Origin of the sequence: Achromobacter sp. Root565 (assembly GCF_001427425.1) — a bacterium.
In the GTDB taxonomy this organism is placed as follows: Bacteria; Pseudomonadota; Gammaproteobacteria; order Burkholderiales; family Burkholderiaceae_B; genus Achromobacter; species Achromobacter spanius_D.
This window is the reverse complement of record NZ_LMGO01000005.1, coordinates 533,468-558,353: the sequence shown is the minus strand read 5'-3', so window position 1 is coordinate 558,353 and position 24,886 is coordinate 533,468. Positions and strand designations below refer to the sequence as shown.

Genomic DNA, 24,886 nt, shown 5'->3' with positions numbered 1-24,886 from the left:
CGGATGGATAAGGGTGTCGGGAATTACTTGAGGGCGCGCAGGACGGCGCGCACGGCGTCGGCGCGGGCCGGAACTTGGGGCGCCTTGATTTCAACGCGCAACTTGTCCTGCCCAGCCAGCTTGATGTGGCGCTGCCGCTGCACGAGCTCGATGATGCGGGCCGGATCGACCGAGGTCTTGGGACCAAACTGGATCAGCGCCTGGGTTTCGCTGGCATCGATCTTGACGATGCCCAGCGGCTGGGCCGCCAGGCGTAGGCGGTGCGTGGCCAGCAGCGTCTGCGCCGCTTCAGGCAGCTTGCCGAAGCGGTCGATCAGCTCTTCCTGGATGCGGATCAGGTCGTCTTCGTCGGCCGCGTGCGCCAGCCGCTTGTAGATGGCCAGCCGCGCGTGCACATCGGCGCAATAGTCCGACGGCAGCAGCGCCGGGGCGTGCAGGTTGACTTCGCACGCGAGGTTGAAGGGCGCGTCCAGGTCGGGCTCTTCGCCCGCACGCAGGGCGCGCACGGCCTCGTTGAGCATCTCGTTGTACATCGAGAAGCCGACTTCCTGGATGTTGCCCGACTGCGAATCGCCCAGGACTTCGCCGGTGCCGCGGATTTCGAGGTCGTGCATGGCCAGGTAGAAGCCGGAGCCCAGCTCTTCCATGGCCTGAATGGCTTCCAGCCGCTTCTTGGCGTTGCTGGTGATCGCGTCCTCGCCCGGCGTCAGCAGGTAAGCATAGGCCTGATGGTGAGAGCGCCCGACGCGGCCGCGCAGTTGGTGAAGCTGCGCGAGTCCGAAGCGGTCCGCGCGGTGGATCACGATGGTGTTGGCGCTGGGCACGTCGATGCCGGTTTCGATGATGGTGGTGCACAGCAGCACGTTGTAGCGCTGCTGATAGAAGCCCTTCATCACCTGTTCGAGCTCGCGCTCGGGCATCTGGCCGTGCGCAACGGCGATCCGGGCCTCGGGCACCAGTTCTTCGAGGCGCGCGCGCCGGTTGTGGATGGTTTCGACTTCGTTGTGCAGGAAGTAGCACTGGCCGCCACGCTTGAGCTCGCGCAGCAGGGCTTCGCGCAGCGTGCTGCCGTCCTCGCGCCGCACGAAGGTCTTGATGGCCAGGCGTTTTTGCGGCGCCGTCGCAATGACGGAAAAGTCGCGGATGCCCTCCAGCGACATGCCGAGCGTGCGCGGGATCGGCGTGGCGGTCAGCGTCAGCACGTCGACCTCGGCACGCAGCGACTTGAGCGCTTCCTTCTGGCGCACGCCGAAACGGTGTTCCTCGTCGATGATGACCAGGCCCAGGCGCTTGAACTTCACGTCCTTCGACAGGATCTTGTGCGTGCCGATGACGATGTCGACGCGGCCATCGTTGATGCCTTCAATGGCGCTGGAGACTTCCTTGGCCGAGCGGAAGCGAGACAGTTCCACGACGCGCACGGGCCAGTCGGCAAAGCGGTCGGAGAAGGTCTGCGCGTGCTGCTCGGCGAGCAGGGTGGTGGGGCACAACAGCGCCACCTGCTTGCCGTTGGCGACGGCCAGGAAGGCGGCGCGCAGGGCGACTTCGGTCTTGCCGAAACCGACGTCGCCGCACACCAGGCGGTCCATCGGCCGGCCGGAGGTCATGTCGCTGATCACGGCCTGGATGGCGGCGGCCTGGTCGGCCGTCTCTTCGAAGCCAAAGCCCTCGGCAAACGCCTCGTAGTCGTTCAGCGGCAGGTTGAACGCAAAACCTTCGCGCGCGGCGCGCTGCGCGTACAGCGCCAGCAATTCCGCGGCGGTGTCGCGGACCTGCTTGGCGGCCTTGCGGCGGGCCTTGTCCCACTGGCCCGAGCCCAGTTGGTGCAACGGCGCGGCCTCGGGGTCGGCGCCGCTGTAGCGCGCGATCACGTGCAGTTGCGACACGGGCACGTACAGCGTGCTGCCGTTGGCGTACTCAAGATGGAGGAATTCCATCTCGCCTTCGCCCATGTCCATGTTGACCAGGCCGTGGTAGCGCCCGATGCCGTGCTGGGCGTGGACGACGGGGTCGCCCTCGCGCAGCTCGGACAGGTCGCGCACCATGGCTTCGACGTTGCTCGCGCGTTCCTGGTCGCGCTTGCCGCGGCGGCCGGTGGTTGCCAATCCGGGGTAGAGGTCGTTCTCGGTCAGGAAGGCGAGGTTTGCGTCGGGCAGTTCAAACCCGATGCCCACCGGCGAGGCGACGATGCCGAAATGCGCGTCCGAGGCCAGAAAGGCCTCGATGGTATCGGGCTGCGCATCGGGCGTGACGCCGAACTCGTTCAGCATCTGCACCAGGGTTTCGCGCCGGCCGGCCGAATCGGCGCACAGCAGCACGCGGGTGTGCCGCTTCTGCACCAGCGTGCGCAGCTTGGCGATGGGGTCTTCGGCGCGGCGCGCCACGCTGACATCGGGCGCGGCCCGGAAGTCCGGGTGCGGCTGGCCCGTGGTCAGCGACAGGCGGCGGAACGCCTTCAGCCGGCCATACAGCGATTCATTGTCCAGGAACAGGGCGGACGGCGGCAGCACGGGGCGTTCGCGGTCGCTTTTCAGGAAGCCGTAGCGGCTGGTCGTGTCCTGGTTGAAGCGCTGGATCGCGTCGTCGATGTCGCCCACCGTGACCATGACCGTGCCTTCGGTCACGTAATCGAACAGCGTGGCGGTGTCTTCGAAGAACAGCGGCAGGTAGTACTCGACGCCTGCAAACGGGATGCCGTTGCCGATGTCTTTATAGGGCAGGGCGCGGGAAGGATCGCCTTCGAAGATTTCGCGAAAGCGCGCCCGGAACCGGTTGCGCGAGTCTTCGTCCATCGGGAACTCGCGGCCCGGCAGCAGCTGCACCTCGCGCACGGGGTAAAGGCTGCGCTGGGTGTCGACGTCGAAACTGCGGATCGTCTCGATCTCGTCGTCGAACAGGTCCAACCGGTACGGCACCACTGAGCCCATCGGGAACAGATCGATCAGGCCGCCGCGCAGGCAGAATTCGCCCGGCGAGGTCACCTGCGTAACGTGGTTGTAATTGGCCAGCGTCAGTTGCGCGCGCAGCGCCGCTTCGTTCAGCCTGTCCTTCTGCTTGAACGAGAACGTGTAGGCAGCCAGGAACGAGGGCGGCGCCAGGCGGTACAGCGCCGTGGTGATGGGCACGGTCAGCACGTCCACCGTCTTCGTCATCAGCGAGTGCAGCGTGTGCAGGCGCTCGGAGATCAGGTCCTGGTGGGGCGAGAACGCGTCGTAGGGCAGCGTTTCCCAGTCGGGCAGTTGCCGCACGCGCAGGCCGGGCGCAAACAGCTGGATTTCCTCGGCCAGCCGCTGCGCTTCGAGGGGCTCGGCGGTCAGGATGACCAGCGGCACGCCGGCTTGGCGCGCCAGATCCGCCAGCAGCCAGGCGTCGCCGGAGCCCGGCGGCCGGGGCTGGGCGTAGCGCGTGCCGGGCTTCAGCGCGGACAGGGTGGGGACCGTGGCGGGGACGGGCGGTGCGGCCGTGGCGAAGGAGGAAGGGGCGGGCATCAGGCTGGAAGCGGACATCAAGCGAACGATTATAAAATCTCCGCACCATGTCTGACTCAATCATCGCAATCGTGCCCGCCGCCGGCGTCGGCGCCCGCGCCAGCCGGCCCGGGCACGAAGCCGTTCCGAAGCAATACCGTCCATTGGCCGGACAGCCCATGCTGCGCCACGCGGTATGCGCGTTGCTGGCCGACGCACGCGTGTCGCAGGTGCGCGTGGCGGTCACGCCGGGCGACGGCTGGGTCGACGCCGCGCTTGCCGGCTTGCCGCGCACCGTCTGGCGTGCCTGCGGTGGCGCGACGCGCGCCGATACGGTCGCGGGTGCGCTGGCCGACAGCGGGGTCGAAGACGATACCTGGGTGCTGGTGCACGACGCGGCTCGCCCGGGTTTGCCCGCCGCGGCGTTGGGACGGCTGATCGACGCGTGCCTGGCCGACCCGGTGGGCGGGCTGCTGGCCCTGCCGGTGGCCGACACGGTCAAGGGCGGCCATGAGCGCGTGGAGCGAACGCTGGATCGCAACGGCCTGTGGCTGGCGCAGACGCCGCAGATGTTCCGTGCGGGCGTGCTGCGCGATGCGCTGACCGCGGCCTCGGTAAACGGCGTTACCGTCACCGACGAGGCCTCGGCCATCGAGGCCGCCGGCTATGCGCCGCTGCTGGTCGCGGGCGCGATGCGCAACTTCAAGGTGACGTGGCCGGACGATTTTGAACTGATGGAAAAATGGCTATGAGCATTCCTTTTCGCGTGGGGCAGGGCTTTGACGTGCACGCGCTGGTCGAAGGCCGGCCGCTGATCATCGGCGGGGTCACGATCCCCCATACGCATGGCCTGCTGGGCCATTCGGATGCCGACGTGCTGCTGCACGCGATCACCGACGCGCTGCTGGGCGCCGCGGGCCTGGGCGACATTGGCCGGCACTTTCCGGATACCGATCCGGCGTTCAAGGGCGCCGACAGCCGTGTGCTGCTGCGCGAGGCCATGGCGCGCGTGCGCAAGGCGGGCTGGAAGCCGGTCAATATCGACGCCACGCTGCATGCCCAGGCGCCCAAGATCGGCCCGCACGCCCCTGCCATGGTGAAGAACATCGCCGCAGATACCGGCCTGGCCGAGTCCGAGGTCAACATCAAGGCCAAGACCAACGAAGGCCTGGGCTACTTGGGCCGCAAGGAAGGCATCGCGGCCACGGTCGTCACCTTGCTTGCGCGCGCGGACAGCTGACGCGCCATGCCCATCGTGGCGTTCGCGCCACGCCCTCCCTTCGAATAGACGGCCGTCCGTGCCGCCAGGCCGGGCGGCTTTTACGTTGGAATACATCTTTAACAAATAAATAAGCGGATCGCTTTGTTCTGACTTACGCTGCGCGACTTGAAATCTGACTAATCAGGGACACTCAGATGCGACTACGTGGCGCGGGGCTACTTTTTGTGCTGGCCGCTTTTGCTACCTCTGCCCACGCGGCCTATGAAAAGCAGCTGGGTCCGTTGGCCGGCACGGTCAAGCAGCAGCTTTTGCAGGGCTGGCACGTGGGCGAGCAGGACGGCTGGTTCACGCTGCGCAACAGCGACGTGCCGGGCGGCGAGCAGACGTTCTACGTCAACCCGGGTCCCGCCCCGGAGAACGGCCGCATCACCGATGTCAACGTGATGGTCACCTCGAAGAGTCCCAAGGCGTCGATCGGCATCGCGCTGAACAACACGGCGCGCAAGGGCCTGTGCCTGCTGGAGATCCGCGCGGACCGCAACATCCTGCTGTTCTGTCTGGAAGGCCAGAAGCGCCGCGACATCGCGTCGGTTCCCAACGTCGCCAAGCTGGACGGCACCGACCGCATCCGCGTGGTGGAAGTGCCGGGCGCCGCGCGCTTCCTGGTCAATGGCCAGAAGATTGGCGATATCGAGGATGAGGCCGCACTGGGCAGCGAAATCGGCATCATGGCCTATGACGAAGGCACGTTCGGGATCGCCGATTTCATGATCATCTCGGACGTGGCCGGCAAGCCGGTCGGGGTCGGAGCGCAAGGGGCCGCCGGACAGGGCAGCGCCGGGGCAGGCGCGCCCCGCGTGCCGTCGGCCGCGTCGCCGCCCGCCCAGGCCCCCGCCGACAACACGCCCGCGCTGGCCGGCGCCGGTCCGTATCCCCGCTTTGGCGGCGACACCCTGCGCATCGTCGCGGTCTACATCGGCATCATGCGCAGTATTTTCCTGCACGAGTTCGGGCACGCCCTGATCGGCGAGCTGGAACTGCCGTCCACGGGCGCGGAAGAAGACGCGGTCGACATGTATTCGGCCTTGCGGATCGTCGAGCCCACCATCTACCCGTCCGACAATGAGGACGTCAACGTCATGGCCCGCGAGGCCGCCACGTATGCGGCCCTGCAGTGGTATTACAGCGGCATGCTGGCGGAGAAAAGGGGGGCGTCGACAAATTCGGCCTGGCAGGACGAGCACACAGGCGACTTGAAGCGCTTTCGCAACATGCTCTGCATCATGTATGGCGGTAATCCGGCCGTCTTCGAAACCGTGGTCAAGCACGTCGGGTTCGAGGACCGGACCAAGTCGCGTTGCACCGACGAATTCAACAAGCAGAACCGTGCCTGGCGCCACCTGTTGGCACCCCACACCCGCGTGGGCACCTGGACGCCAGACGGCCAGCAACCGGCCAACGCGCCCGGCGCGCCGGTCAACGTGGTGCTCGAACCCTCCAAGCGCAAGATCGGCAACCTGTTCGCGACGGCCCTTTCCAACGCCGTCACAAACAGCGTCAAGGACCTGGGCAAGACCTACGTCCTGCCGCGGCCGATCAATGTGACGTTCAAGGATTGCGGCCAGTTGAACGCCTGGTACAACCCGCGTGAGGGATCGATCACGATGTGCTACGAGCTGATCGAGAACATCGCGGTGATGATCTCCGACATCGAAATGGGCACGGTCGGTGGCGAGGTCGTTGCCAACAAGGGGGGCGGTGGGCAGACAGCGCCGCGGCAAGCCCCCTCGGCGGGGCAGGGCATGCCCGCGTTGCCCGCCGGCGCCTTCGACGAACTGAAGGACTTCGGCGTGCCGCCGACCAGCCTGCTGTTCTCGTCGCCTTACAGGGGCCCGACGCCCGTCAAGCACACGCGCGCCGACGTCATCACGACGGGCGACCTGGTCAAACTGATCAATAACGAGAAGAACATCCTGATCATCGACACCAGCGCGGGGCGGGATACGCTGCCTATCGCCTACCCGCTGCCCGATGCCGGGTCGGACGGCAGCGTCGCGGACCACCTGCAAGGCGCGCTGGACGACTGGCTGAAGAAGAAGACCGGCGGGCAGCGCAACGCGCCCATCGTGTTCATGGGCGCGGGCATGAATGACCGCTCGGCCTACAACGGCGCGTTGCGCGCGGGGTCGCTCGGCTGGCGCGCCTACTGGTATCGCGGCGGCATGGAGGCCTGGACCGCCAACGGCCTGCCTACCGCGCCGGTGAAACCCGCCGCCGGAAAATAGCCCGGCGTTCTACTTGCCCGCAATGGGGCCGCGCCACCGGCAAAAGAAAAAGCCCGCCTGCTTCATGCAGGCGGGCTTTTTTACGGGCGGCGAGGGCTGCTTACTTGCCCTGGGCGGCCAGCGCCAGCGCGGCGGCGTTGACGACGGCGGCGATACGGCCGGCATCGCGCAGCTGTTCGGTCGACAGGCCGTCGTTCTTCAGGTTCTCGTAGTGCGAGGCCACGCAGAAGTGGCACTTGCCGATGATGGACGCCACCAGCGCGAACAGCTCGAAGCGCTTCTTGTCCACGCCGCCGTGGGTGGCGTAGGCATTCATGCGCAACTGGGCCGGCAGGCTCTTCAACTGGGCGTCGCCGGTCATCTCCACGTAGGGATACCAGGTGTTGTTCATGCCCATGAGGGCGGAGGCGGTCAGCGCGGCGTTCGCGTCGCCTTCCGACAGGCCGCTCTTGAAGGCTTCAACCAGCACCGGGCTGCGCGCGGCATAGGCGGCGGACAGGGCGGCGCCGACGGCGTCTTCGGGAGCCAGCGTCGAGCGGGCGATCACGGCGTCCAGATTCAGGCGGATGTCCTTGGCCCAATCCGGGAGCTGTTCCTTAATGGTCGTAAGAAATTCCATAGTTTTTACCTATAATCTAGCGCAGTTAAAGCCCGGCGCGGGCCCCTGCAGAGCAGGGTCCGGGCCGGGCTGGAAATTACAGCGTGGCGCCGCCAACCGTACGGTTGCACGGGCACAGTTCGTCGGTTTGCAGACCGTCGAGCAGACGCAGAACTTCTTCGGGATTACGGCCGACGTTCAGGTTGTTCACCGAAACGTGCTGAATCGTGTTGTCCGGGTCAACGATGAAGGTGGCGCGCAGCGCAACGCCAGCACCCTTTTCACGCACGCCCAACTGGTCGATCAGGGCGCCGGTGGTGTCGCCGAATTGGTAGTGACCCAGCTTGTTCAGGTCCGGGTGCTCACGGCGCCAGGCCAGCTTGACGAATTCGTTGTCGGTCGAACCGCCCAGCAGGACGGCGTCGCGGTCTTCGAAATCCTTGGCCAGCTTGTTGAAGCCGACGATTTCGGTCGGGCAAACAAACGTGAAGTCTTTCGGGTAGAAGTAGATCACCTTCCACTTGCCGGGGAACGAGCTTTCGGTGATGTCTTCGAACGCGGACACGCCGTTTTCTTCGTGCTGGTTGAAGCCGGGCTTGACGCCGGTGACCTTGAAGGGTTCGAGTTTGTCGCCAACAGTTTTCATGTTTACTCCCGTAGTTGTTGGGTGGAGATGAGGCATCGCCCCAAAACCATAAATTCTACGCTATGGATTATCGTTGTCTAATTGATAATTCCTAAACTTGGCTTTGGGCAGCTCTATCCGCGCGGTCAGTCCGCCGCCCTCCCGGGGCAGCATTCGAAGCGACCCCCCGACGTGCTTAAGCAGGCGTTCGACGATGGCCAGACCCAGTCCCGCGCCACTGACGCCGGTGCGCGCGGCCTCGCCGCGGGAGAACGGGCGAAGCAGGCGGTCCACGTCCTCGGGCGCGATGCCGGGGCCGCGATCGGACACCTCGATGACGATCATGCTGCCTTCGGCCTGCAATGTCATGTTCAGGTGCGCCATGCCGTCGTCGGGCGAGCGGCCGTAGCGGCGCGCGTTCTCGATCAGGTTGCTGACGATACGCTTCAGGTCCAGGGCGGTGATGCGGGCGCGCAGGCCAGGTTCCAGCGAGGCGTCCAACTCGCCGCCCAGCGAGGCGGTGTGGCTGCGTTCGCGTTCGTACAGTTCGGCCAGCACGGCGGAAATGTCGGTGGCCAACTGCGGCAGGGTGCCCGCGGGACGGGCGTACTCCATGAGTTGCCCGATGCTGTGGTCGATCTGGCCCAGGTCTTCGTCGATGGCCTGCCGCGCGTCTTCGGACACGCCGCTGAGCTCGATTTCGAGCCGCATGCGCGCAAGAGGCGTGCGCAGGTCGTGTGAGATGCCCGCCAGCATGAGCTCGCGGTCGGCCTCGGCCTGGCGCAAGTCCTTGGCCATGCGGTTGAACGACGCATTCAGGTCGCGGATTTCCAGCGGGCCCTGTTCGGGCAGGGCCGCGGGCGTTTCGCCGCGCGACAGCACCTGGGCGGCTCGCGCCAACCTGGATAGCGGCCGGTTCACGAAGCCCACGCTGACCGCGGCGCCCACCAGAGACAGCAGTAGCGCCGTGGCGCCCCAGCCCAGCCACTCGATCCCGCCTGTGAGGCCTATCTGTTCACGCTCGAACACCAGCCAGTACAGGTCTTTTTCAATCTGGAAGCTGACCCAGAAGCCGGGCACCTGGTTCACGCCCCAGGCGATCTGCGTTTCCGGGCCGAAGCGCGTGCGAATGTGCTGCGCCACACGCTGCCAGTAGTCGTCGTCGGGAAGGGCTTCGGCGAAGTCGGTGACTTCGCGCGGATAGACCTGGATACCTTCGTTGGTGGCCAGGTCGAGAAGGAGCTTGCTGCGTTCGCCGTTATGCGAATAGATCAGCGCGGTGCGTGTGATATTGACGGCCGTGATCACCCGCTGCGCCATTTGATTGGCGCGCGGTCCCAGCTCCATGCTGAAAAATACTTGAAGCCACGCGCCCAGGCTGACCAGCATCAGCGCGGCGAGCAAAAGGAACGTGCGGCCGAACAAGCCGAGCCGCAAACGGGATGTCAGGTTCCTGAATGTTCTGCGCAAGCGCGGCACGACGCTGCGCTCCTGCACCGGGCGGGCCAGCCGATCAGCTACCACCGTCCGGCACGAACACGTATCCTAGACCCCAAACGGTCTGGATGAATACGGGCTTGGACGGGTTCGGCTCGATCAGTTTGCGCAGACGCGAGATCTGGACGTCGAGGCTGCGATCGAAGGCTTCGTATTCGCGGCCGCGGGCCAGTTCCATGAGCTTGTCGCGCGACAGGGGAATCTTCGGATGGCGCGCAAAGACCTTGAGCACCGAGAATTCACCCGTAGTGATGGGCACCTGTTCGCCGTTGCGCGTGAGCGTGCGGGTGGACAGATTCAGCACGTAGGGGCCGAAGGCGATGGATTCGTTTTCCTGGCTGGGGGCACCGGGGTGTTCCTCGGTGCCGCGGCGGCGCAGAATCGCATTGATGCGCGCCAGCAGTTCGCGAGGATTGAACGGCTTGGACAGGTAGTCGTCCGCGCCCATCTCAAGGCCGACGATGCGGTCGATTTCTTCCGCCTTGGCCGTGAGCATGATGATGGGGGTGTTGTCGTGGCCACCGCGCAGCCGGCGGCAGATGGACAGACCATCCTCGCCGGGCAGCATCAGGTCCAGCACGAGCAGGTCAAAATGCTCTCGTTGCCAGAGTTTGCCCATCTCTTTGGCGTCTTCGGCGACGAAAACGTTGAATCCCTGTTCGGACAAGTACCGGCGCAACAGATCGCGCAAGCGCGGATCGTCGTCAACGACGAGGATTTTTCGGGTGGGGGTGGTGTTTTGCGTGTTCATGGCCGGAAATGTAACAGTGACAAGAACCCGGGGCTAGAGGGCGTTCACAAGATATTACACATTGCGAACCCTGGTTGAAATCCCCCTTACACCCGGGGGTAACAGCGGCTTATTTCGTACAATCTGCATCTATGGAACTAAACCTGCTGGCACTGGAAACTTCGTCGTCACGTTGTGGCGTGGCCCTTTTGCGGGCGGTCGACGGCCGTCTGGAGATCAGCGTCCGCGAACACGAAGGATCCCAGGAACACGCCGAGCGCCTACTGCCTATGGCCGATGCGCTGCTTGCCGAGGCCGGCATCGCGCCGTCCGGCTTGCATGCCGTGGCGTTCGGGCAGGGGCCCGGCGGCTTTACTGGCCTGCGCGTGGCCTGCGGGGTCGCCCAGGGCATGGCCCTGGGGCTGGGCATCCCGGTGTTGCCCATTGTTTCGCACCAGGCCGTGGCCGCCGACGTCGAGAGCACGCCCGGCGACGCGATCGTCGTGACCCTGGACGCCCGCATGAACGAGGTATATCTGGCAGTCTACCGCCGCCGCGACGCGGCGGGCGATGAATCTGTCTGGGAAACGCTTCAGGCCCCCATGCTGATTGCCGCCGCCGAGGTCGTGCCCTGGACGGCGCACCATCTGCCGAACTGGTCGGCCCGGACTGGCCAGCCTCTGACGCCGCTGCTGGCCGGGGATGCCTGGGAGGCCTATGCCACCGACATGGCCGTGCCCGCCGAATGGCGCCGGGCCGTCGATGCCCAGCGGCCGCAGGCCGCCAGCGTGGCGCGGCTTGCCCGCCAGGGTTGGTTGCGGGGCGAAACGCTCGCGCCGGAGCTGGCCGCGCCGCTCTATGTGCGCGACAAGGTGGCGTTCACCACCGCCGAGCGCCTGCGTGGCGAGGGCGGCAATCCCAAGGCGCAGCCCTCGCTTGCCGCGCCGGTCCCGCAGCCCATGACGGATGCCGATCTGGACGATGTCGTGGCCCTGGAGGCCCAAGTGCAGGCCTTCCCCTGGACCCGCGGAAACTTCACGGACGCGCTGGCGTCGGGCTATGGCGCCTGGACCTTGCGGCGCGAGGGCAAGCTGGCGGGCTTCTGCATCCTGATGTTTGCGCCGGACGTGGCGCATCTGCTGGTGATTGCGGTGGCCCAGGACCTGCATCGCCAGGGGTTGGGCGGCGTGATGCTCGACTGGTGCGAGCAGCAGGCGCGCGAACGCGGGCTCGAAGGCCTGCTGCTGGAAGTGCGGCCGTCCAACACGTCCGCCATCAGTTTCTACAAGGGACACGGCTACCTGCAGATCGGCATCCGCCGTGCCTACTACCCTGCCCAGAAGGGCGGCCGCGAGGACGCCATCGTCATGCAGAAGCGCTTCGGCGAACCCCACGGAGCACCGGCATGAGCCCGATGGATGCCGCGCCGCGCCAGGCGCCGCCCCGCATCAACCCGTTGCAGCGTATCTGGCTGCGCGAGCTTGGCATGGAGCGGCTGTGGCTGCGCACGCCGGCCGCGGCGCTGGCCGCCGCGCCGAACGCCAAAACGGCCGTGGTGGCGCCAGCCGCCGTGTCCGATGGCGTGCCGAACGCTGCGGCGCATTCCCCTGTCGTCGCCCTGGCTCCCGTGGAAGCGCGGCGCCCCGGCCCGGCGATTGTGCCCGCGGCCGAAGCCTCCCCGGCCGCTGCACCCGCCGATACACCTGTCAGCACACCCGCCGTTGCACCCCCCAAGCCGGCAGAGCCGGCAACGGGACGCGCATCAGCCATTCCCGCTTCGATCCTGAACCGCACCGGTCCCCCGCCGCGTCCCGCGCCGAAGGTCGAGGTCCAGGAAGCGGCGCCGCCGCCGATTCCCGTGGCCGAGGCCGTCAAGGATGCCAATCTGGAGCAGCTGGCGGCGCAGGTCGTGGCGTGCGCGGCGTGCGGCCTGTGCAAGGGACGCCGCCATGCGGTCGTCGGGCAGGGCGCCCAGCCCACCCGCTGGCTGGTGGTGGGCGAGGCCCCCGGCGAACAGGAAGACCGCCAAGGCCAGCCCTTCGTGGGCCGGTCCGGCCAATTGTTGGACGCCATGCTGGCGGCGGTGGGCATGAGCCGCGAGCGGGACGTTTTCATCACCAACGTGATTAAGTGCCGTCCCCCGGGCAACCGCAATCCCAAGCCCGAGGAAATCGCGGCCTGCAGCCCGTACCTGATGCGGCAGATTGCGTTGCTGAAACCCGAGCGCATCCTGGTGCTGGGCCGGTTCGCGGCGCAGACGCTGCTGGGCACCGACGCCACCATCGGCAACCTGCGCGGCCGCGTCCATCACCTGAAGACGGACGAAGGCGTGCAGATTCCGGTGGTCGTGAGTTACCACCCCGCCTATCTGCTGCGCAGCCCGTCCGAGAAGGCGCGCGCCTGGCAGGATCTGAAGCTGGCCGCCCGCGAACTGTAGCGGGCAGCGGGCAATAAAAAACCGGGCGTCTGCCCGGTTTTTTATTGCTGCATCAAGCACTTGGCGCGTTTGCCTCAGTGCGTCGAATCCAACGCGCGGCCATGGCCTTCCTGGCCGATCTGGTCATGCAGGTCGGGGTTGGCCTGCATGTTGCGCTTGCTCCAGCGCATGAACACCACCATCAGCACGGCCACCACGGTGCCGAAGATGACGATGATCACGTTGATCGGCAGTTGCAGCCACAGCAGCAGCGTGTACATCGCCACCATGAGCAGGATGTTGAGTTGTTCGTTGAAGTTCTGAACGGCGATCGAATGGCCCGCCGACAGCAGCACGTGGCCGCGGTGCTGGAGCAGGGCGTTCATGGGCACTACGAAGAAACCGGCCAGGCCGCCCGTCAGCAGTAAGAGGAGATAGACGCTCCAGGGCTGGTAGACCAGCGGCATCAGCAGCACGACGAGACCCATCATGGCGCCGACCGGCAGCACGGCGAGCGCGCGGCGCAGCGGAATGCGCCCGGCCAGGATCGACCCGACCACCGTGCCCAGCGCTGCCACGCCCATCAGCATCGAGGCCTTGTCGAGCTGGTAGCCCAGATGGCTGCGGCCCCATTCGATGACGATGAGCTGCAGCGTGGCGCCGGCGCCCCAGAACAGCGTGGTGACCGCCAGGGAAATCTGGCCCAGCTTGTCCTTCCACAGCACGCAGACGTAACCCCAGAAGGTGCGGATCAGGCGCACCGGGTTCTTCTGCTGGGGCGGATAGCGCACGTGCGTGCGGGGAATCATCAGGTTGCACAGCGCCGCCAGCAGGTACACGAAGGCGATGACAAGGATGGCCGCTTCGGCCGGCGTGTGGACCAGGCTGCCAATGAAGGAGTGGCTGAGCAGGGCGGTGGATACCGACGAGGAGATCAGGAGGCCGCCCAGGACCGTGCCGAGGATGATGGAGAAGACCGTCAGGCCCTCGATCCAGCTATTGCCCTTGACCAGCATGGTCGGCGGCAGCATTTCCGTCACGATGCCGTACTTGGCGGGCGAGTAGGCGGCGGCGCCGATGCCCACCACGCCGTAGGCGGCGCAGACCAGCCAGGTCTGGTATTCGGGGGCGACGCCTATGCTGGCGTACGAAAACATCAGCAGACAGCCCGCGACCTTCAGGGCATTGGTGGAGAACATCACGCGGCCCTTGGGGTAGGAGTCCGCGATGGCGCCGACGAAGGCGGCCAGCACGACATAGGCCAGCGCGAACGACCATTTCATCATGGGCGCCAGCCAGTCAGGGCCGTGCAACTCCTGTATCAAGGCGATCGCTGCGATGAACAGCGCATTGTCCGCCAATGACGAGAAGGCCTGCGCCGCCATGACCAGATAGAAACCACGTTTCAAGAATGTCCCCGTTCTTCGGCCAGAGCCCGGCCAGTCCGCGTGAAAATTATGTGTCGTGCCAAAAAGTGTCAGGGAGTATAGCCGGAGCCTTGCGGCCAGCCATTGCGCGTTTGCCCGCGGGTTGCCCGGCCCCAACGTCTGGGTTCAGACTGCCTGCGGTATCATACGACCCATATGAGAGCCGGCCCTTCTTGGGCCGGTTTGCAATCTGTGCGGCAGGTCCGTTAACGCCTTTCGTTCAACCCACCCCGTCGTCATCGTACTGTGCGCCTTACTCAGCTCAAACTCGCCGGCTTCAAGTCCTTCGTCGATCCCACCGTCATCCCCGTGCCCAGCCAGCTGGTCGGCGTGGTGGGGCCCAATGGTTGCGGCAAATCGAACATCATTGACGCCGTGCGCTGGGTGCTGGGCGAGGCCAAGGCGTCGGAACTGCGTGGCGAATCCATGCAGGACGTCATTTTCAACGGGTCGGGCAACCGCAAGCCGGCCGCCCGGGCCTCGGTCGAAATGGTGTTCGACAACAGCGAGGGGCGCGCTGCGGGACAATGGAGCACCTACGCCGAAATCGCGGTGCGCCGGGTCCTGACCCGCGACGGCACCAGCAGCTATTTCGTCAACAACCAGCAGGTCCGGCGTCGCGACATCCACGACATCTTCCTGGGCACCGGCCTGGGCGCCCGCGGCTACGCCATCATCGGGCAGGGCATGATCAACCGCCTGATCGAAGCCCGTCCCGAAGAACTGCGCGTCTTCCTGGAAGAAGCAGCCGGCGTGTCGCGCTACAAGGAACGCCGCCGCGAGACCGAAAACCGCCTGTCCGACACGCGCGAGAACCTGACCCGCGTCGAAGACATCCTGCGCGAACTGAACAGCCAGCTCGAAAAACTGGAAGCCCAGGCCGAAGTGGCCACGCGTTACCGCGAGCTCCAGGCCGACGGCGAGAAGAAGCAGCATTCGCTGTGGTTCCTGAAGGAAACCGGGGCGCGCGAAGAGCGCGCCAAGAAGGCCCAGGAGATGGCGCAGGCCCAGAACGAACTGGAAGCCGCCATCGCCGGGCTGCGTGCCGGCGAGGCCGCGCTGGAATCCCGGCGCCAGGCCCATTACGCCGCCAGCGACGCGGTCCATACCGCCCAGGGCGCCCTGTACGAGGCCAATGCCCAGGTCAGCCGCCTGGAAGCCGAAATCCGGCACGTGGTCGACTCCCGCAACCGCCTGCAGGCGCGCCGCGATCAACTCCAGCAGCAGATCGCGGAATGGACCAGCCAGCGCGAGCACTGCACGGAACAGATCGCCCAGGCTGAAGACGACCTGGCCGCCGCCGCGGCCCGCACCGAAGAGGCGCGCGCCACCGCTGAAGACGCGCAGGCCGGCCTGCCCTCGGTCGAGCAGCGCGTGCGCGAAGCCGCCGCCGGCCGCGACGAGATGCGCGCGGCCCTGGCCCGCGTCGAGCAGAACCTGGCGCTGGTTGCACAGACCCAGCGCGATGCCGACCGCCAGATGCAGACGCTGGAGCAGCGCCGCGAACGCCTGCAACAGGAACTGCGCGAACTGCACAGCCCCGACCCTGAACGCCTTGAACAACTGGCTGGCGACCGCGCCGCCGGCGAAGACCAGCTCGAGGCCGCCCAGGAAGAACTGGCCACGCTGGAAGGCCGTGTGCCCGAGGCCGACGCCGAGCGCAGCCGTGCCCAGGGCGGCGCCCAGACCGAAGCCCAGAACCTGGCCCGCCTGGAAGCCCGTTTGTCCGCGCTCGTGAAGCTGCAGGAGGACGTGCAGAAGCAGGGCGCGCTGGAACCGTGGCTGGCCAAGCACGAACTGGCCGGGCTGTCGCGCCTGTGGCAAAAGCTGCACGTCGAGCCGGGCTGGGAAACCGCCCTGGAATCGGCGCTGCGCGAACGCATGGCCTCGATGGAGGTGCGCAACCTGGATTGGGCGCGCGCCTTTGCCGAAGACGCGCCGCCCGCCCGGCTGGCGTTCTATCAGTTGCCCGTCGCGGCGCCCGCACCCACGGCGCCGGCCGGCTTCACGCCACTGGCCAGCCTGCTGCGCATCACCGATCCCGACCTGCGCACGCTGCTGAACGAATGGCTGGCCGGCGTCTATACGGCCAATGACCTGACCCAGGCCCTGGCCCTGCGGGCGACCCTGCCCGCCGGCGCCGCCTGCGTGGTCAAGGCCGGCCATCTGATCGACGCGCACAGCGTGCGTTTCTACGCGCCCGATTCCGAACAGGCCGGCCTGCTGGCCCGCCAGCAGGAAATCGAGAACCTGCAGCGCGAGATCAAGGCCCAGCAACTGATCGCCGACCAGGCGCGCGCCGCCGTGGCCCGCGCGGAAGCCGCATGGCAGCAGGTGTCCCAGGCCATCTCCCCGGCGCGCACCCGCGTGGCCGAGGTCACGCGCCGGGTGCACGACATCCAGTTGGAACACTCCCGGCTGCAGCAGCAGGCCGAACAGTCCGGCGAGCGCGCCTCGCGCCTGCGCCAGGACCTTGAAGAAATCAAGGCGCACGAGGAAGACCTGCGCGCCACCCGCGAAGAGGCCGAGGCCCGCTTCGAAACGTTGGACGAAGAACTGGCCGAGCACCAGTCCAAGTTTGCCGATGCCGAAATGGACGGCGAGACGCTGGCGGCGCAAGCCGAGGCGGCCCGCACCCGGCTGCGCGAACTGGAGCGCGCCGCCCAGGAAGCCGAATTTGCCGAGCGCGGCATCCAGGTGCGCATCACCGACCTGCAACGCAACCAGCAACTGGCCGCCGACCAGAGCCAGCGCGGCGCGGTGGAACTTGAACAACTGATGGGCGACCTGGTCGAGCTGGACGCGTCCGCGTCGCAGGCCGGCCTGCAGGACGCCCTGGAAATGCGCGCAGAGCGCGAGGAAGCGCTGTCGCGCGCCCGCCAGGAGCTCGAGAACCTGGCCGCCTTGCTGCGCGGCGCCGACGAAGACCGCCAGCAACAGGAGCAGACCCTGGAACCGCGCCGCGCGCGCATCATGGAACTGCAACTGCAGGAGCAGGCCGCGCGCCTGGCCGAAGAGCAGTTCACCGAACAGCTCAACGCACGCGAAGTCGACCGCGAGGAACTTGCCCAGTTTTTGGCCAACCAGCCCGACGAATGGCGCCGCGCAAGCTGGCTGCAACAGGAAGTCGGCCGCATCTCGCGCCAGATCGAAGCGCTGGGCTCGGTCAACCTGGCCGCGCTCGACGAACTGAACACCTCGCGCGAACGCAAGGGCTTCCTGGATTCGCAGCACCAGGACCTGATGACCGCCATCGAGACCCTCGAAGACGCCATCCGCAAGATCGACCGCGAGACGCGCGAATTGCTGCAAGAGACGTTCAACATCGTCAACGGCCACTTCGGCGAGCTCTTCCCCAAGCTCTTCGGCGGGGGCGAGGCCAAGCTCAGCATGACCGGCGAGGAAATCCTCGACGCCGGCGTGCAGGTGATGGCGCAGCCGCCGGGCAAGCGCAACAGCACGATCCATCTGCTGTCGGGCGGCGAAAAGGCGCTGACCGCGACCGCGCTGGTGTTCGCGCTCTTCAAGCTGAACCCCGCGCCATTCTGCCTGCTGGACGAGGTGGACGCGCCCCTGGACGACGCCAACACCGAGCGCTATGCGAACTTGGTCGCCAACATGAGCGAGCAGACGCAGTTCCTCTTCATCTCGCACAACAAGATTGCGATGCAGATGGCAAAGCAATTGATCGGCGTAACCATGCAAGAGCAAGGGGTTTCGCGTATCGTTGCGGTAGACATAGATTCGGCCGTCCAGATGATGGCCTCCGAAGCGGCATAAACCCAATATTGAGAAAGGCGCCGCCTTCCTGGCGCGGGATTTATACATGAGTGATTTGCAGATCGGGCTGATTGCCCTGGGCGTCTTCCTGATACTGCTGGTGTTGGGATTCAACTGGTGGCAGGACCGTCGCGTCCGTCGCAAGATGCAGAGCCATTTCCCCACCTCCGAACAGGATCCGCTGCTGGGCGCGGGTGCGGGGGCCGCAAGCGCCGCCCCGGCCGGCGCTGCCCGGCGCGAACCCGGCATGGGCGGCGAACCTGCGCGCGTCCAGCCCGGCCAGCCTGCGCCCGTGGATCCCGGCAGCGATGCCGACGACACGGAAGAACCCGATCCCGCCTGCGAAGTGGTCATCGAAGTCAACTTCGCCGAGCCCGTGCGCGGCTCGGATCTGCTGCCCTACATGCAAAGCCTGCGCAGCGTGGGCCGCAAACCCGTGCGCGTGTTTGCCGAAACCGACCAGCGCCGCCACCGCGCGCGCGTCCATTCGGGCGAGTCCTATGCGTCCATGCAGCTTGCCGTGCTGCTGGCCAACCGCAGCGGTCCCCTGACCGCCATCGAATGGTCGCAGGCCTGGGCGCGTGCCCAGGACATGGCTGAACGCTTCGACGCCACGATTGAAGGGCCCGACCAGCAAGCCGTGCTGGAGCAGGGCGCCCGCCTGGACGACACCTGCGCGGCCCTGGACACCCAGGTCGGCCTGACCCTGCTGCTGGGCTCGGCCCAGCCGGCGGCCGAAGTGCTGGCCGTGGCACGTGACATCGGTTTTGTTGCCGACGGCAACCGCCTGGCCTGGCCCAACGAGAACGGCGTGGCCCGCTTCACGCTGGCCCGCGCGGACGGCGCGGCCTTCGACGCGGGCATGGGCGGCATCGAGCGCCTGTACCTGCTGCTCGACGTGCCTTGCAGCCCCGCCGACACCCGCGCGTTTGGCCGCATGGTCGACGTGGGCCGCGACCTGGCCTCGCGCCTGCGCGCCGAACTGGTCGACGATCAGGGCAAGCCCCTGGCCGACGGCTCCGAGACCGTCATCGACGAGCGCCTGCAGGTCCTGTTCGGCCAGCTTGAACAAGCGGGCCTGCCCGCCGGCAGCGAGCGCGCCCAGCGCGTGTTTGCCTGATGGCCAGCGGGTCCGGCGAGAATCCGGCGCAAGCCGCCGCGCGGCTGCGCGCCGAGATCGAACAGCACAACGTCCGTTATTACGTTTACGACGAGCCCTCCGTCTCGGATGCCGAGTACGACGGGCTGATGCGGGATTTGCAGGCCCTCGAGGCCGAGCACCCGGATCTGGTCACGCCGGAGTCTCCCACGCAGCGCGTGGGCGCGGCGCCGGTGTCCGCGTTTGGCAGCGTGCGCCACGTGGTGCCGATGCTGTCGCTGAACAACGCGTTTTCCGAAGAGGAAGTCGCCGCCTTTGACCGCCGTGTCACCGACACGCTGCGGGGCGCTGGCATGCTGGGGCCGGCGCAGCAGCCGGACTACTTCTGTGAGCTCAAGCTCGACGGCCTGGCGATCAGCCTGCGCTACGAGGACGGCCGCCTGGTGCAGGCCGCCACCCGCGGCGACGGCCAGACGGGCGAGGACGTCACGTCCAACATCCGCACGATCAAGGCGATTCCGCTGCAACTGAAGGGCGCGGCCCCGAAGGTGCTGGAGGTGCGCGGCGAGGTGCTGATGAATCGCGCCGACTTCGAAAAGCTGAATGCGGCGCAGGCCAAGCGCGACGAAAAGATTTTCGTGAATCCCCGCAATGCAGCGGCGGGCAGCCTGCGCCAGCTCGATCCGCGCATCACGGCCAAGCGGCCGCTGCGCTTCTTTGCCTATGGCTGGGGCGAGGTCCAGGGCCTGCCCGGCTCGCAAAGCGGCCAGTTTGATGAATCCTCGGCCGGCGCGGACCAGGCGTCGCAACTGCCTGAAAAATCCCACGGCGCCATGCTGGAATGGCTGGCCTCGCTGGGGCTGCCGGTCAATGTGGTGCACAACCACCGGGCAAGCGGCGCGGAAGGCCTGATGGACTTCTACGCCAAGGTGGGCGCCGTGCGCGCGAACCTGCCCTATGACATCGACGGCGTGGTCTACAAAGTGGACTCCCTGCCGGCGCAGAAGGTGCTGGGCTTCGTGGCGCGCGCGCCGCGCTTTGCATTGGCGCACAAGTTTGCCGCCGAAGAGGCCACCACGACGCTGGTGGACATTGAAGTGCAGGTGGGCCGCACGGGCGCCATCACCCCCGTCGCGCGGCTCAAGCCCGTGTTCGTGGGCGGCGTCACCGTCACCAACGCCACGCTGCACAACGAAGACGAGATCCGCCGCAAGGACGTGCGCATCGGCGACACGGTCATTGTGCGGCGCGCCGGCGACGTGATTCCCGAGGTGCTGGCCCCGGTTTTGGAAAAGCGGCCCGAGGACGCGCGGGAATTCGTCATGCCGACGGAATGCCCGGTCTGCGGATCGGCCATCGAACGCCTGGAAGGCGAGACCATCGCGCGCTGCTCCGGGGGCCTGTTCTGCGGCGCCCAGCGCAAGCAGACGCTGTGGCATGCCGCCAGCCGCAAGGCGCTGGATATCGAAGGCCTGGGCGAGAAGCTCGTGGACCAATTGGTGGACAGCGGCCGCGTCAAGACGCTGGCTGACCTGTACAGCCTGCGTCCGCTGGAGCTCGTGGGCCTGGACCGGATGGGCCAGAAGTCCGCCGACAATCTGGTGGCCGCCATCGAGAAGGCGCGCTCGCCGAATCTGTCCCGGCTGCTGTTCGCGCTGGGCATCCGGCATGTGGGCGAGACCACTGCGCGCGACGTCGCGCGGCACTTCGGCAGCATCGACGCCATCATGGATGCGGATGAAGACGCCTTGTCGTCGGTGCCCGACGTTGGGCCTGTCGTGGCCGCGTCGATCCGCCATTTCTTTGCCGAGCAGCACAACCGCGACGTGATCGGGCAGCTCAAGGCGCAGGGCGTGAACCCCGTTGCCGAAGCCGCGCCGCAAGCCGACACGCTGGCCGGAAAGACCTTCGTGCTGACGGGCACGCTGCCGACCTGGACGCGTGAAGAGGCTTCGATGCACATCCAGGCGGCCGGCGGCAAGGTCAGCGGCTCGGTGTCCAAGAAGACGGCCTATCTGGTGGCGGGCGAGGACTCCGGCAGCAAGCTGACCAAGGCTCAGGAACTGGGCGTGCCGGTACTGGACGAGGACGGACTGAAGGCGCTGTTGGGCGTTTCCTAGCCAGGAGACCTTGCCGCGTTCGAATGAAGGGCTGCACGCCACCGGTGTGTGGCCCTTTTTGTTGCTTGCTGGGGGGTGGGTGTCAGACACCCCGCAGAGATAGTCGTCAGCCTGGGGCGGGTCTCAAGGGGTGTCTGACACCGGGTTTTGCCCAGCCCAAAAAAAACTGCCCGCGATCGGCGGGCAGTTTTCTGAGCTGAGCGGGCCTTATTGGATCTTGGCCTTTTCGCGCAATTGCTTCTGGTAGTCGGCCAGGGTTTGCTGGCGCAGCATTTCTTCCAGTTGCGGACGGACCTGATCCATCGGCGGGAATTCGACCGGACGGGTGTCGTCGACCATGATGATGTGCCAGCCGAATTGGGTCTGGACCGGCTTGTCGACCAGTTGGCCCTTTTTCAGTTGCGTCACGGCTTGCGCGAACGGCTGCACGTAGTTGGTCGGAGGAGCCCAACCCAGATCGCCACCCTTTTCGGCGCTGCCGGGGTCTTTGGAGTTCTTCTTGGCCAGGTCGTCGAACTTGCCCTTGTTGCTCTTCAGTTGTGCCAGCAGGTCGTTCGCCTTCTTCTCGTCTTCGACGAGGATGTGGCGGACCTTGTATTCCATCTTGCCGGCTTGTTCCTTCTTGATCTTTTCGTATTCGGCGGTGACTTGGGCGTCGGTGACCGGGTGCTTGGCCAAGTAGTCGGCCATCAGGGCGCGAACCAGGATGCCTTGGCGGGCCAGTTCGATCTCGGTCTGGACGTCAGCCTGCTTGGCGATGCCGCTGGATTCGGCGGCTTGCACGAAGATCTGACGGTTGATCATTTCCTGCTTGACCTGTTCGCGCAGTTGCGGCGAATCGGTGGCGCCCTGGCCGACCAGGAGCTTGACGAATTGATCCAGGCTCTTTTGCGGGATGGCCTTACCGTTGACGGTAGCCACGTTTTGCGCAAAAGCAGGCACGGCGATGACGCAGGCCGCAGCCAGCATGACGATGCGTTTCATGAATATCCTTTTACTTTCTATTTGGGAGCCTGGGCGTCAAGCGCAAGCGCATGAATCGGATAGGGGATCAAATCTTGCAAATGATGATACACCAGCCGGTGTCGCGCAACGGCGGAGAGCCCCGCAAAGCAAGGCGCTACGATGATTACGCGATAGTGGCCGGCGCCGTTTTTACTGCCTTCGTGGCCGGCATGCAAATGGGAGTCGTCCAGGATGTCCAGACTGATGGGTTCCAGGACGGCGAGGCGTTCCCGGATCAGGGCGATGCGGTCGGTGTTTTCTGACATAAAAGCTCAGGGCTTGCCGGGAGGCGTGGCGTCCGGGCCGGCCGGCGTGTTTTCTTCGGGCTGGATGTGCTTGCCCAGCCACAGCGACTGGCCAATGACGAAGACGATCATCAATCCCATCAGGCCAAAGGCTTTGAAACTGACCCACTGCGACTCGGTGAAGTGGCCCGAGAACGCAACGTACAGATTGAGCGCGCCGGCGATCAGGAAGAAGCCGGCCCAGATCAGGTTGAGCTTGTCCCACGCTGCATCCGGCAGCTGGATCTGCTTTTCCATCAGGCGCCGGATCAGGTTGCGCTTGAACAACAGGCGGGCAAAGACCAGCGCGCCGCCGAACATCCAGTACAGCACCGTGGGCTTCCATTTGATGAAGACGTCGCTGTGCAGCCAGATGGTGGCGCCGCCGAACACCAGGATGACCGTCAGGTTGATCCAGTGCATGGCTTCGGTGGGGCGGCCGGTGGCCTTGAGCCAGACGATCTGCGCCACGGCAGCCGCCATGGCGACGCCCGTGGCCGTGAAGATGTCCGTATACCTGTAGGCGATGAAGAACAGGAGCAGCGGAAAGAGGTCGAACAGGAACTTCTTCATCAGTCTTCTAGGGGCTCAAACGTCATCGACAGGGAGTTGATGCAGTAGCGCAGGCCGGTAGGCTCGGGGCCGTCGGGAAAGACGTGGCCCAGGTGCGCGTCGCAGACGTTGCACAGGACTTCGGTGCGGACCATGCCGTGCGTGGTGTCGCGTTCCTCGCGGACGAGTTCGGGGTCCAGGGCCTGGAAGTAGCTGGGCCACCCGCAGCCGGCGTCGAATTTGGTGTCGGATGCGAACAGCGCCGTGCCACAGCCGACGCAGCGGTAAATGCCAGGTGTGAAAGTATCCCAGTAGCGCCCCGTGAACGCGCGTTCGGTACCTTTTTGACGGGTGACCACGTATTCTTCGGGGGAAAGCTGGGCGCGCCATTCGGCGTCGGTTTTGCGTACTTTTTCCATATGAGCTCTTGGAGTCGCGATGCCCGAAATGGTTCGGGCATAATCCCGCCCCATGTTAATCGAGTTTGACCAGGCGGTAGTGTCGACGCCCCAGGCGGAAGTGTTGCGCGGGGTGAGCGTCACCCTGGCCGAACGCCGCATCGGCATCGTCGGCCCCAATGGCGCCGGCAAGAGCACAATGGCGCGTTTGGTCAACGGCCTGGTGGTGCCGTCTTCGGGCAGCGTGCGCGTGGACGGGCTGGATACGCGGCAGGATCTGAAAGCCGTGCGCGCGCGCGTCGGCTTTGTGTTCCAGAATCCCGAAAACCAGATCGTCTTTCCCATCGTGCGCGAAGACCTGGCGTTTGGCCTGAAGCGCCTGGCGCCCGACCGCCAGCAGCGCGAGGCGCGCATCGACAGCCAGTTGGCCCGCCTGGGCGTGGGCCACCTGGCCGACCGCAGCAGCCACACGCTGTCCGGCGGTGAGCGCCAACTGGTGGCGCTGGCCGCCGTGCTGGTCATGGAGCCGGCCCTCATCGTCTTTGACGAACCCACCACGCAGCTCGATCTGCGCAACCGCAACCGGGTGCGCGCCGCCATCGACGGGCTGCCTCATGACGCCATCGTCGTCAGCCATGACCTGGAATTGCTCGAAGACTTCGACCGCGTGCTGGTCGTGCGCGACGGCACGATAGCGGCCGACGACACGCCCGCCGCGGCGCTGCGCTGGTACCGGGAACACTGCGGATGATGGAGCCCCTGTACGTCACGGGCGACACGCCGCTGCACCGGTTGCCGGCGTGGGGGAAACTGCTGGCGCTGTTGGTGGCCGGCGCGGGCCTGTTCGTGCTGCGCGATCCGCTCTGGCTGGCGTTCGCCTTTGGTTTCTCGGTGGTGCTGGTCTGGTCCACGGGCGTGGCCGCGGCGGCCGTCTGGCGTCAGGTGCGCGGGCTGCTCTGGGTGCTGCTGGCCGTGGCGCTCTTCACCGGCTGGTTCCAGGGCCCCTTGGAGGCCCTGGCCGTGGTGCTGCGCGTGGCGGCAATGGTGGGGCTGGCTCTGGCCGTCACGCTGGCCACCCGCACCTCGGACCTGATTGCCGTTTGCGAAAAGGCATTGCGGCCGCTGGAGCGCACGGGTCTCGTCGACGCCGAAAAGGTGGCGCTGGCGCTTGCGCTGACGCTGCGCTTCGTGCCCGAAATCTGGCGCAATTTTCAGGAGATCCGCGAGGCCCAGGCCGCGCGCGGGCTGGGGGCGGATCCGGTCGCGCTGATCGTGCCGCTGATCGTGCTGACGTTGAAGCGGGCGCAGGAAGTCTCTGAAGCGATCGACGCGCGCAGCGTCTGAGGGCCGCGCGCCCTGAACTCATCTACAAGGGGAAGAC

20 protein-coding genes are annotated in these 24,886 nt (G+C 66.3%); 10 read left to right on the top strand and 10 right to left on the bottom strand.

Annotated features, from left to right (window positions below):
• Positions 1-23 precede the first annotated feature (23 nt).
• Entirely contained in the window at positions 24-3,506 is a 3,483-nt protein-coding gene (gene mfd / locus ASD71_RS19200; RefSeq protein WP_056568257.1) for a transcription-repair coupling factor, read from the bottom strand.
• A 29-nt stretch (positions 3,507-3,535) separates the two neighbouring features.
• Here mfd and ispD point away from each other — a divergent pair, with 29 nt between their 5' ends.
• From ispD to ASD71_RS19185, 3 genes are all read left to right on the top strand, one after another.
• Positions 3,536-4,219: a 2-C-methyl-D-erythritol 4-phosphate cytidylyltransferase gene (gene ispD, locus ASD71_RS19195; protein ID WP_056568254.1), complete on the top strand. Its 684-nt coding sequence runs from the start codon at positions 3,536-3,538 to the stop codon at positions 4,217-4,219.
• On the top strand, positions 4,216-4,707 hold the full coding sequence (gene ispF, locus ASD71_RS19190) for a 2-C-methyl-D-erythritol 2,4-cyclodiphosphate synthase (protein WP_056568250.1): 492 nt from the start codon (positions 4,216-4,218) through the stop codon (positions 4,705-4,707). The genes ispD and ispF overlap by 4 nt, the downstream gene beginning before the upstream one ends.
• Positions 4,708-4,883: 176 nt before the next feature.
• Positions 4,884-6,974 (top strand): DUF4344 domain-containing metallopeptidase, encoded by a 2,091-nt coding sequence (locus ASD71_RS19185; protein ID WP_056568247.1) that lies wholly within the window; start codon positions 4,884-4,886, stop codon positions 6,972-6,974.
• Between the two features lie 100 nt (positions 6,975-7,074).
• On the opposite strand, the gene ASD71_RS19180 is transcribed toward ASD71_RS19185, so the two are convergent.
• The 4 genes from ASD71_RS19180 to ompR all read right to left on the bottom strand — a co-directional run bounded on the left by ASD71_RS19180 (position 7,075) and on the right by ompR (position 10,445).
• Positions 7,075-7,593, bottom strand: coding sequence for a carboxymuconolactone decarboxylase family protein (locus ASD71_RS19180; RefSeq protein ID WP_013392160.1), 519 nt, complete (start codon positions 7,591-7,593; stop codon positions 7,075-7,077).
• Between the two features lie 76 nt (positions 7,594-7,669).
• Complete coding sequence (locus ASD71_RS19175) at positions 7,670-8,218, bottom strand: peroxiredoxin (protein ID WP_006217982.1); 549 nt, start codon at positions 8,216-8,218, stop codon at positions 7,670-7,672.
• 60 nt (positions 8,219-8,278) lie between these two features.
• On the bottom strand, positions 8,279-9,706 hold the full coding sequence (locus tag ASD71_RS19170; RefSeq protein ID WP_156395248.1) for an ATP-binding protein: 1,428 nt from the start codon (positions 9,704-9,706) through the stop codon (positions 8,279-8,281).
• Between the two features lie 4 nt (positions 9,707-9,710).
• Positions 9,711-10,445 carry a two-component system response regulator OmpR gene (ompR, locus tag ASD71_RS19165; RefSeq protein ID WP_003813882.1) on the bottom strand — a complete coding sequence of 245 codons (735 nt, stop codon included), beginning with the start codon at positions 10,443-10,445 and terminating at the stop codon, positions 9,711-9,713.
• Positions 10,446-10,576: 131 nt separating this feature from the next.
• On the opposite strand from ompR, the gene tsaB reads away from it, so the two are divergent.
• Positions 10,577-11,833: a tRNA (adenosine(37)-N6)-threonylcarbamoyltransferase complex dimerization subunit type 1 TsaB gene (tsaB, locus tag ASD71_RS19160; protein WP_056568244.1), complete on the top strand. Its 1,257-nt coding sequence runs from the start codon at positions 10,577-10,579 to the stop codon at positions 11,831-11,833.
• The gene (locus tag ASD71_RS19155; protein ID WP_056568241.1) at positions 11,830-12,861 is read left to right on the top strand and encodes a uracil-DNA glycosylase; all 1,032 of its coding nucleotides are present in this window, start codon (positions 11,830-11,832) and stop codon (positions 12,859-12,861) included. The genes tsaB and ASD71_RS19155 overlap by 4 nt, the downstream gene beginning before the upstream one ends.
• 74 nt (positions 12,862-12,935) lie before the next feature.
• Here the strand turns inward: ASD71_RS19155 and lplT are convergent, their stop codons facing one another.
• Positions 12,936-14,249 carry a lysophospholipid transporter LplT gene (lplT, locus tag ASD71_RS19150; RefSeq protein ID WP_056568239.1) on the bottom strand — a complete coding sequence of 438 codons (1,314 nt, stop codon included), beginning with the start codon at positions 14,247-14,249 and terminating at the stop codon, positions 12,936-12,938.
• A 264-nt stretch (positions 14,250-14,513) separates the two neighbouring features.
• On the opposite strand from lplT, the gene smc reads away from it, so the two are divergent.
• Genes smc through ligA form a run of 3 tightly spaced genes read left to right on the top strand, consistent with a single transcriptional unit; the run spans position 14,514 to position 21,266 of the window.
• Entirely contained in the window at positions 14,514-18,047 is a 3,534-nt protein-coding gene (smc, locus tag ASD71_RS19145) for a chromosome segregation protein SMC (protein WP_056568236.1), read from the top strand.
• 46 nt (positions 18,048-18,093) lie between these two features.
• The gene (locus tag ASD71_RS19140) at positions 18,094-19,167 is read left to right on the top strand and encodes a cell division protein ZipA C-terminal FtsZ-binding domain-containing protein (RefSeq protein ID WP_056568233.1); all 1,074 of its coding nucleotides are present in this window, start codon (positions 18,094-18,096) and stop codon (positions 19,165-19,167) included.
• A complete protein-coding gene (gene ligA, locus ASD71_RS19135; RefSeq protein ID WP_056568231.1) occupies positions 19,167-21,266 on the top strand; it encodes an NAD-dependent DNA ligase LigA in 2,100 nt (699 codons plus the stop codon). The genes ASD71_RS19140 and ligA overlap by 1 nt, the downstream gene beginning before the upstream one ends.
• A 207-nt stretch (positions 21,267-21,473) precedes the next feature.
• On the opposite strand, the gene ASD71_RS19130 is transcribed toward ligA, so the two are convergent.
• From ASD71_RS19130 to msrB, 4 genes are read right to left on the bottom strand one after another with little or no spacing between them, the layout of a single operon-like run.
• On the bottom strand, positions 21,474-22,250 hold the full coding sequence (locus ASD71_RS19130) for a peptidylprolyl isomerase (protein WP_056568229.1): 777 nt from the start codon (positions 22,248-22,250) through the stop codon (positions 21,474-21,476).
• Between the two features lie 17 nt (positions 22,251-22,267).
• Complete coding sequence (locus ASD71_RS19125) at positions 22,268-22,537, bottom strand: BolA family transcriptional regulator (protein ID WP_056568226.1); 270 nt, start codon at positions 22,535-22,537, stop codon at positions 22,268-22,270.
• 6 nt (positions 22,538-22,543) lie between these two features.
• Positions 22,544-23,128, bottom strand: coding sequence for a septation protein A (locus tag ASD71_RS19120; RefSeq protein ID WP_056568223.1), 585 nt, complete (start codon positions 23,126-23,128; stop codon positions 22,544-22,546).
• Complete coding sequence (msrB, locus tag ASD71_RS19115; RefSeq protein ID WP_056568221.1) at positions 23,128-23,526, bottom strand: peptide-methionine (R)-S-oxide reductase MsrB; 399 nt, start codon at positions 23,524-23,526, stop codon at positions 23,128-23,130. Before msrB ends, ASD71_RS19120 begins: the two co-directional genes overlap by 1 nt.
• Positions 23,527-23,578: 52 nt before the next feature.
• On the opposite strand from msrB, the gene ASD71_RS19110 reads away from it, so the two are divergent.
• Positions 23,579-24,256, top strand: a complete 678-nt coding sequence (locus ASD71_RS19110) for an energy-coupling factor ABC transporter ATP-binding protein (protein ID WP_056568218.1) — start codon at positions 23,579-23,581, stop codon at positions 24,254-24,256.
• Positions 24,253-24,849, top strand: coding sequence for an energy-coupling factor transporter transmembrane protein EcfT (locus ASD71_RS19105; RefSeq protein ID WP_056568215.1), 597 nt, complete (start codon positions 24,253-24,255; stop codon positions 24,847-24,849). The genes ASD71_RS19110 and ASD71_RS19105 overlap by 4 nt, the downstream gene beginning before the upstream one ends.
• Positions 24,850-24,886 lie beyond the last annotated feature (37 nt).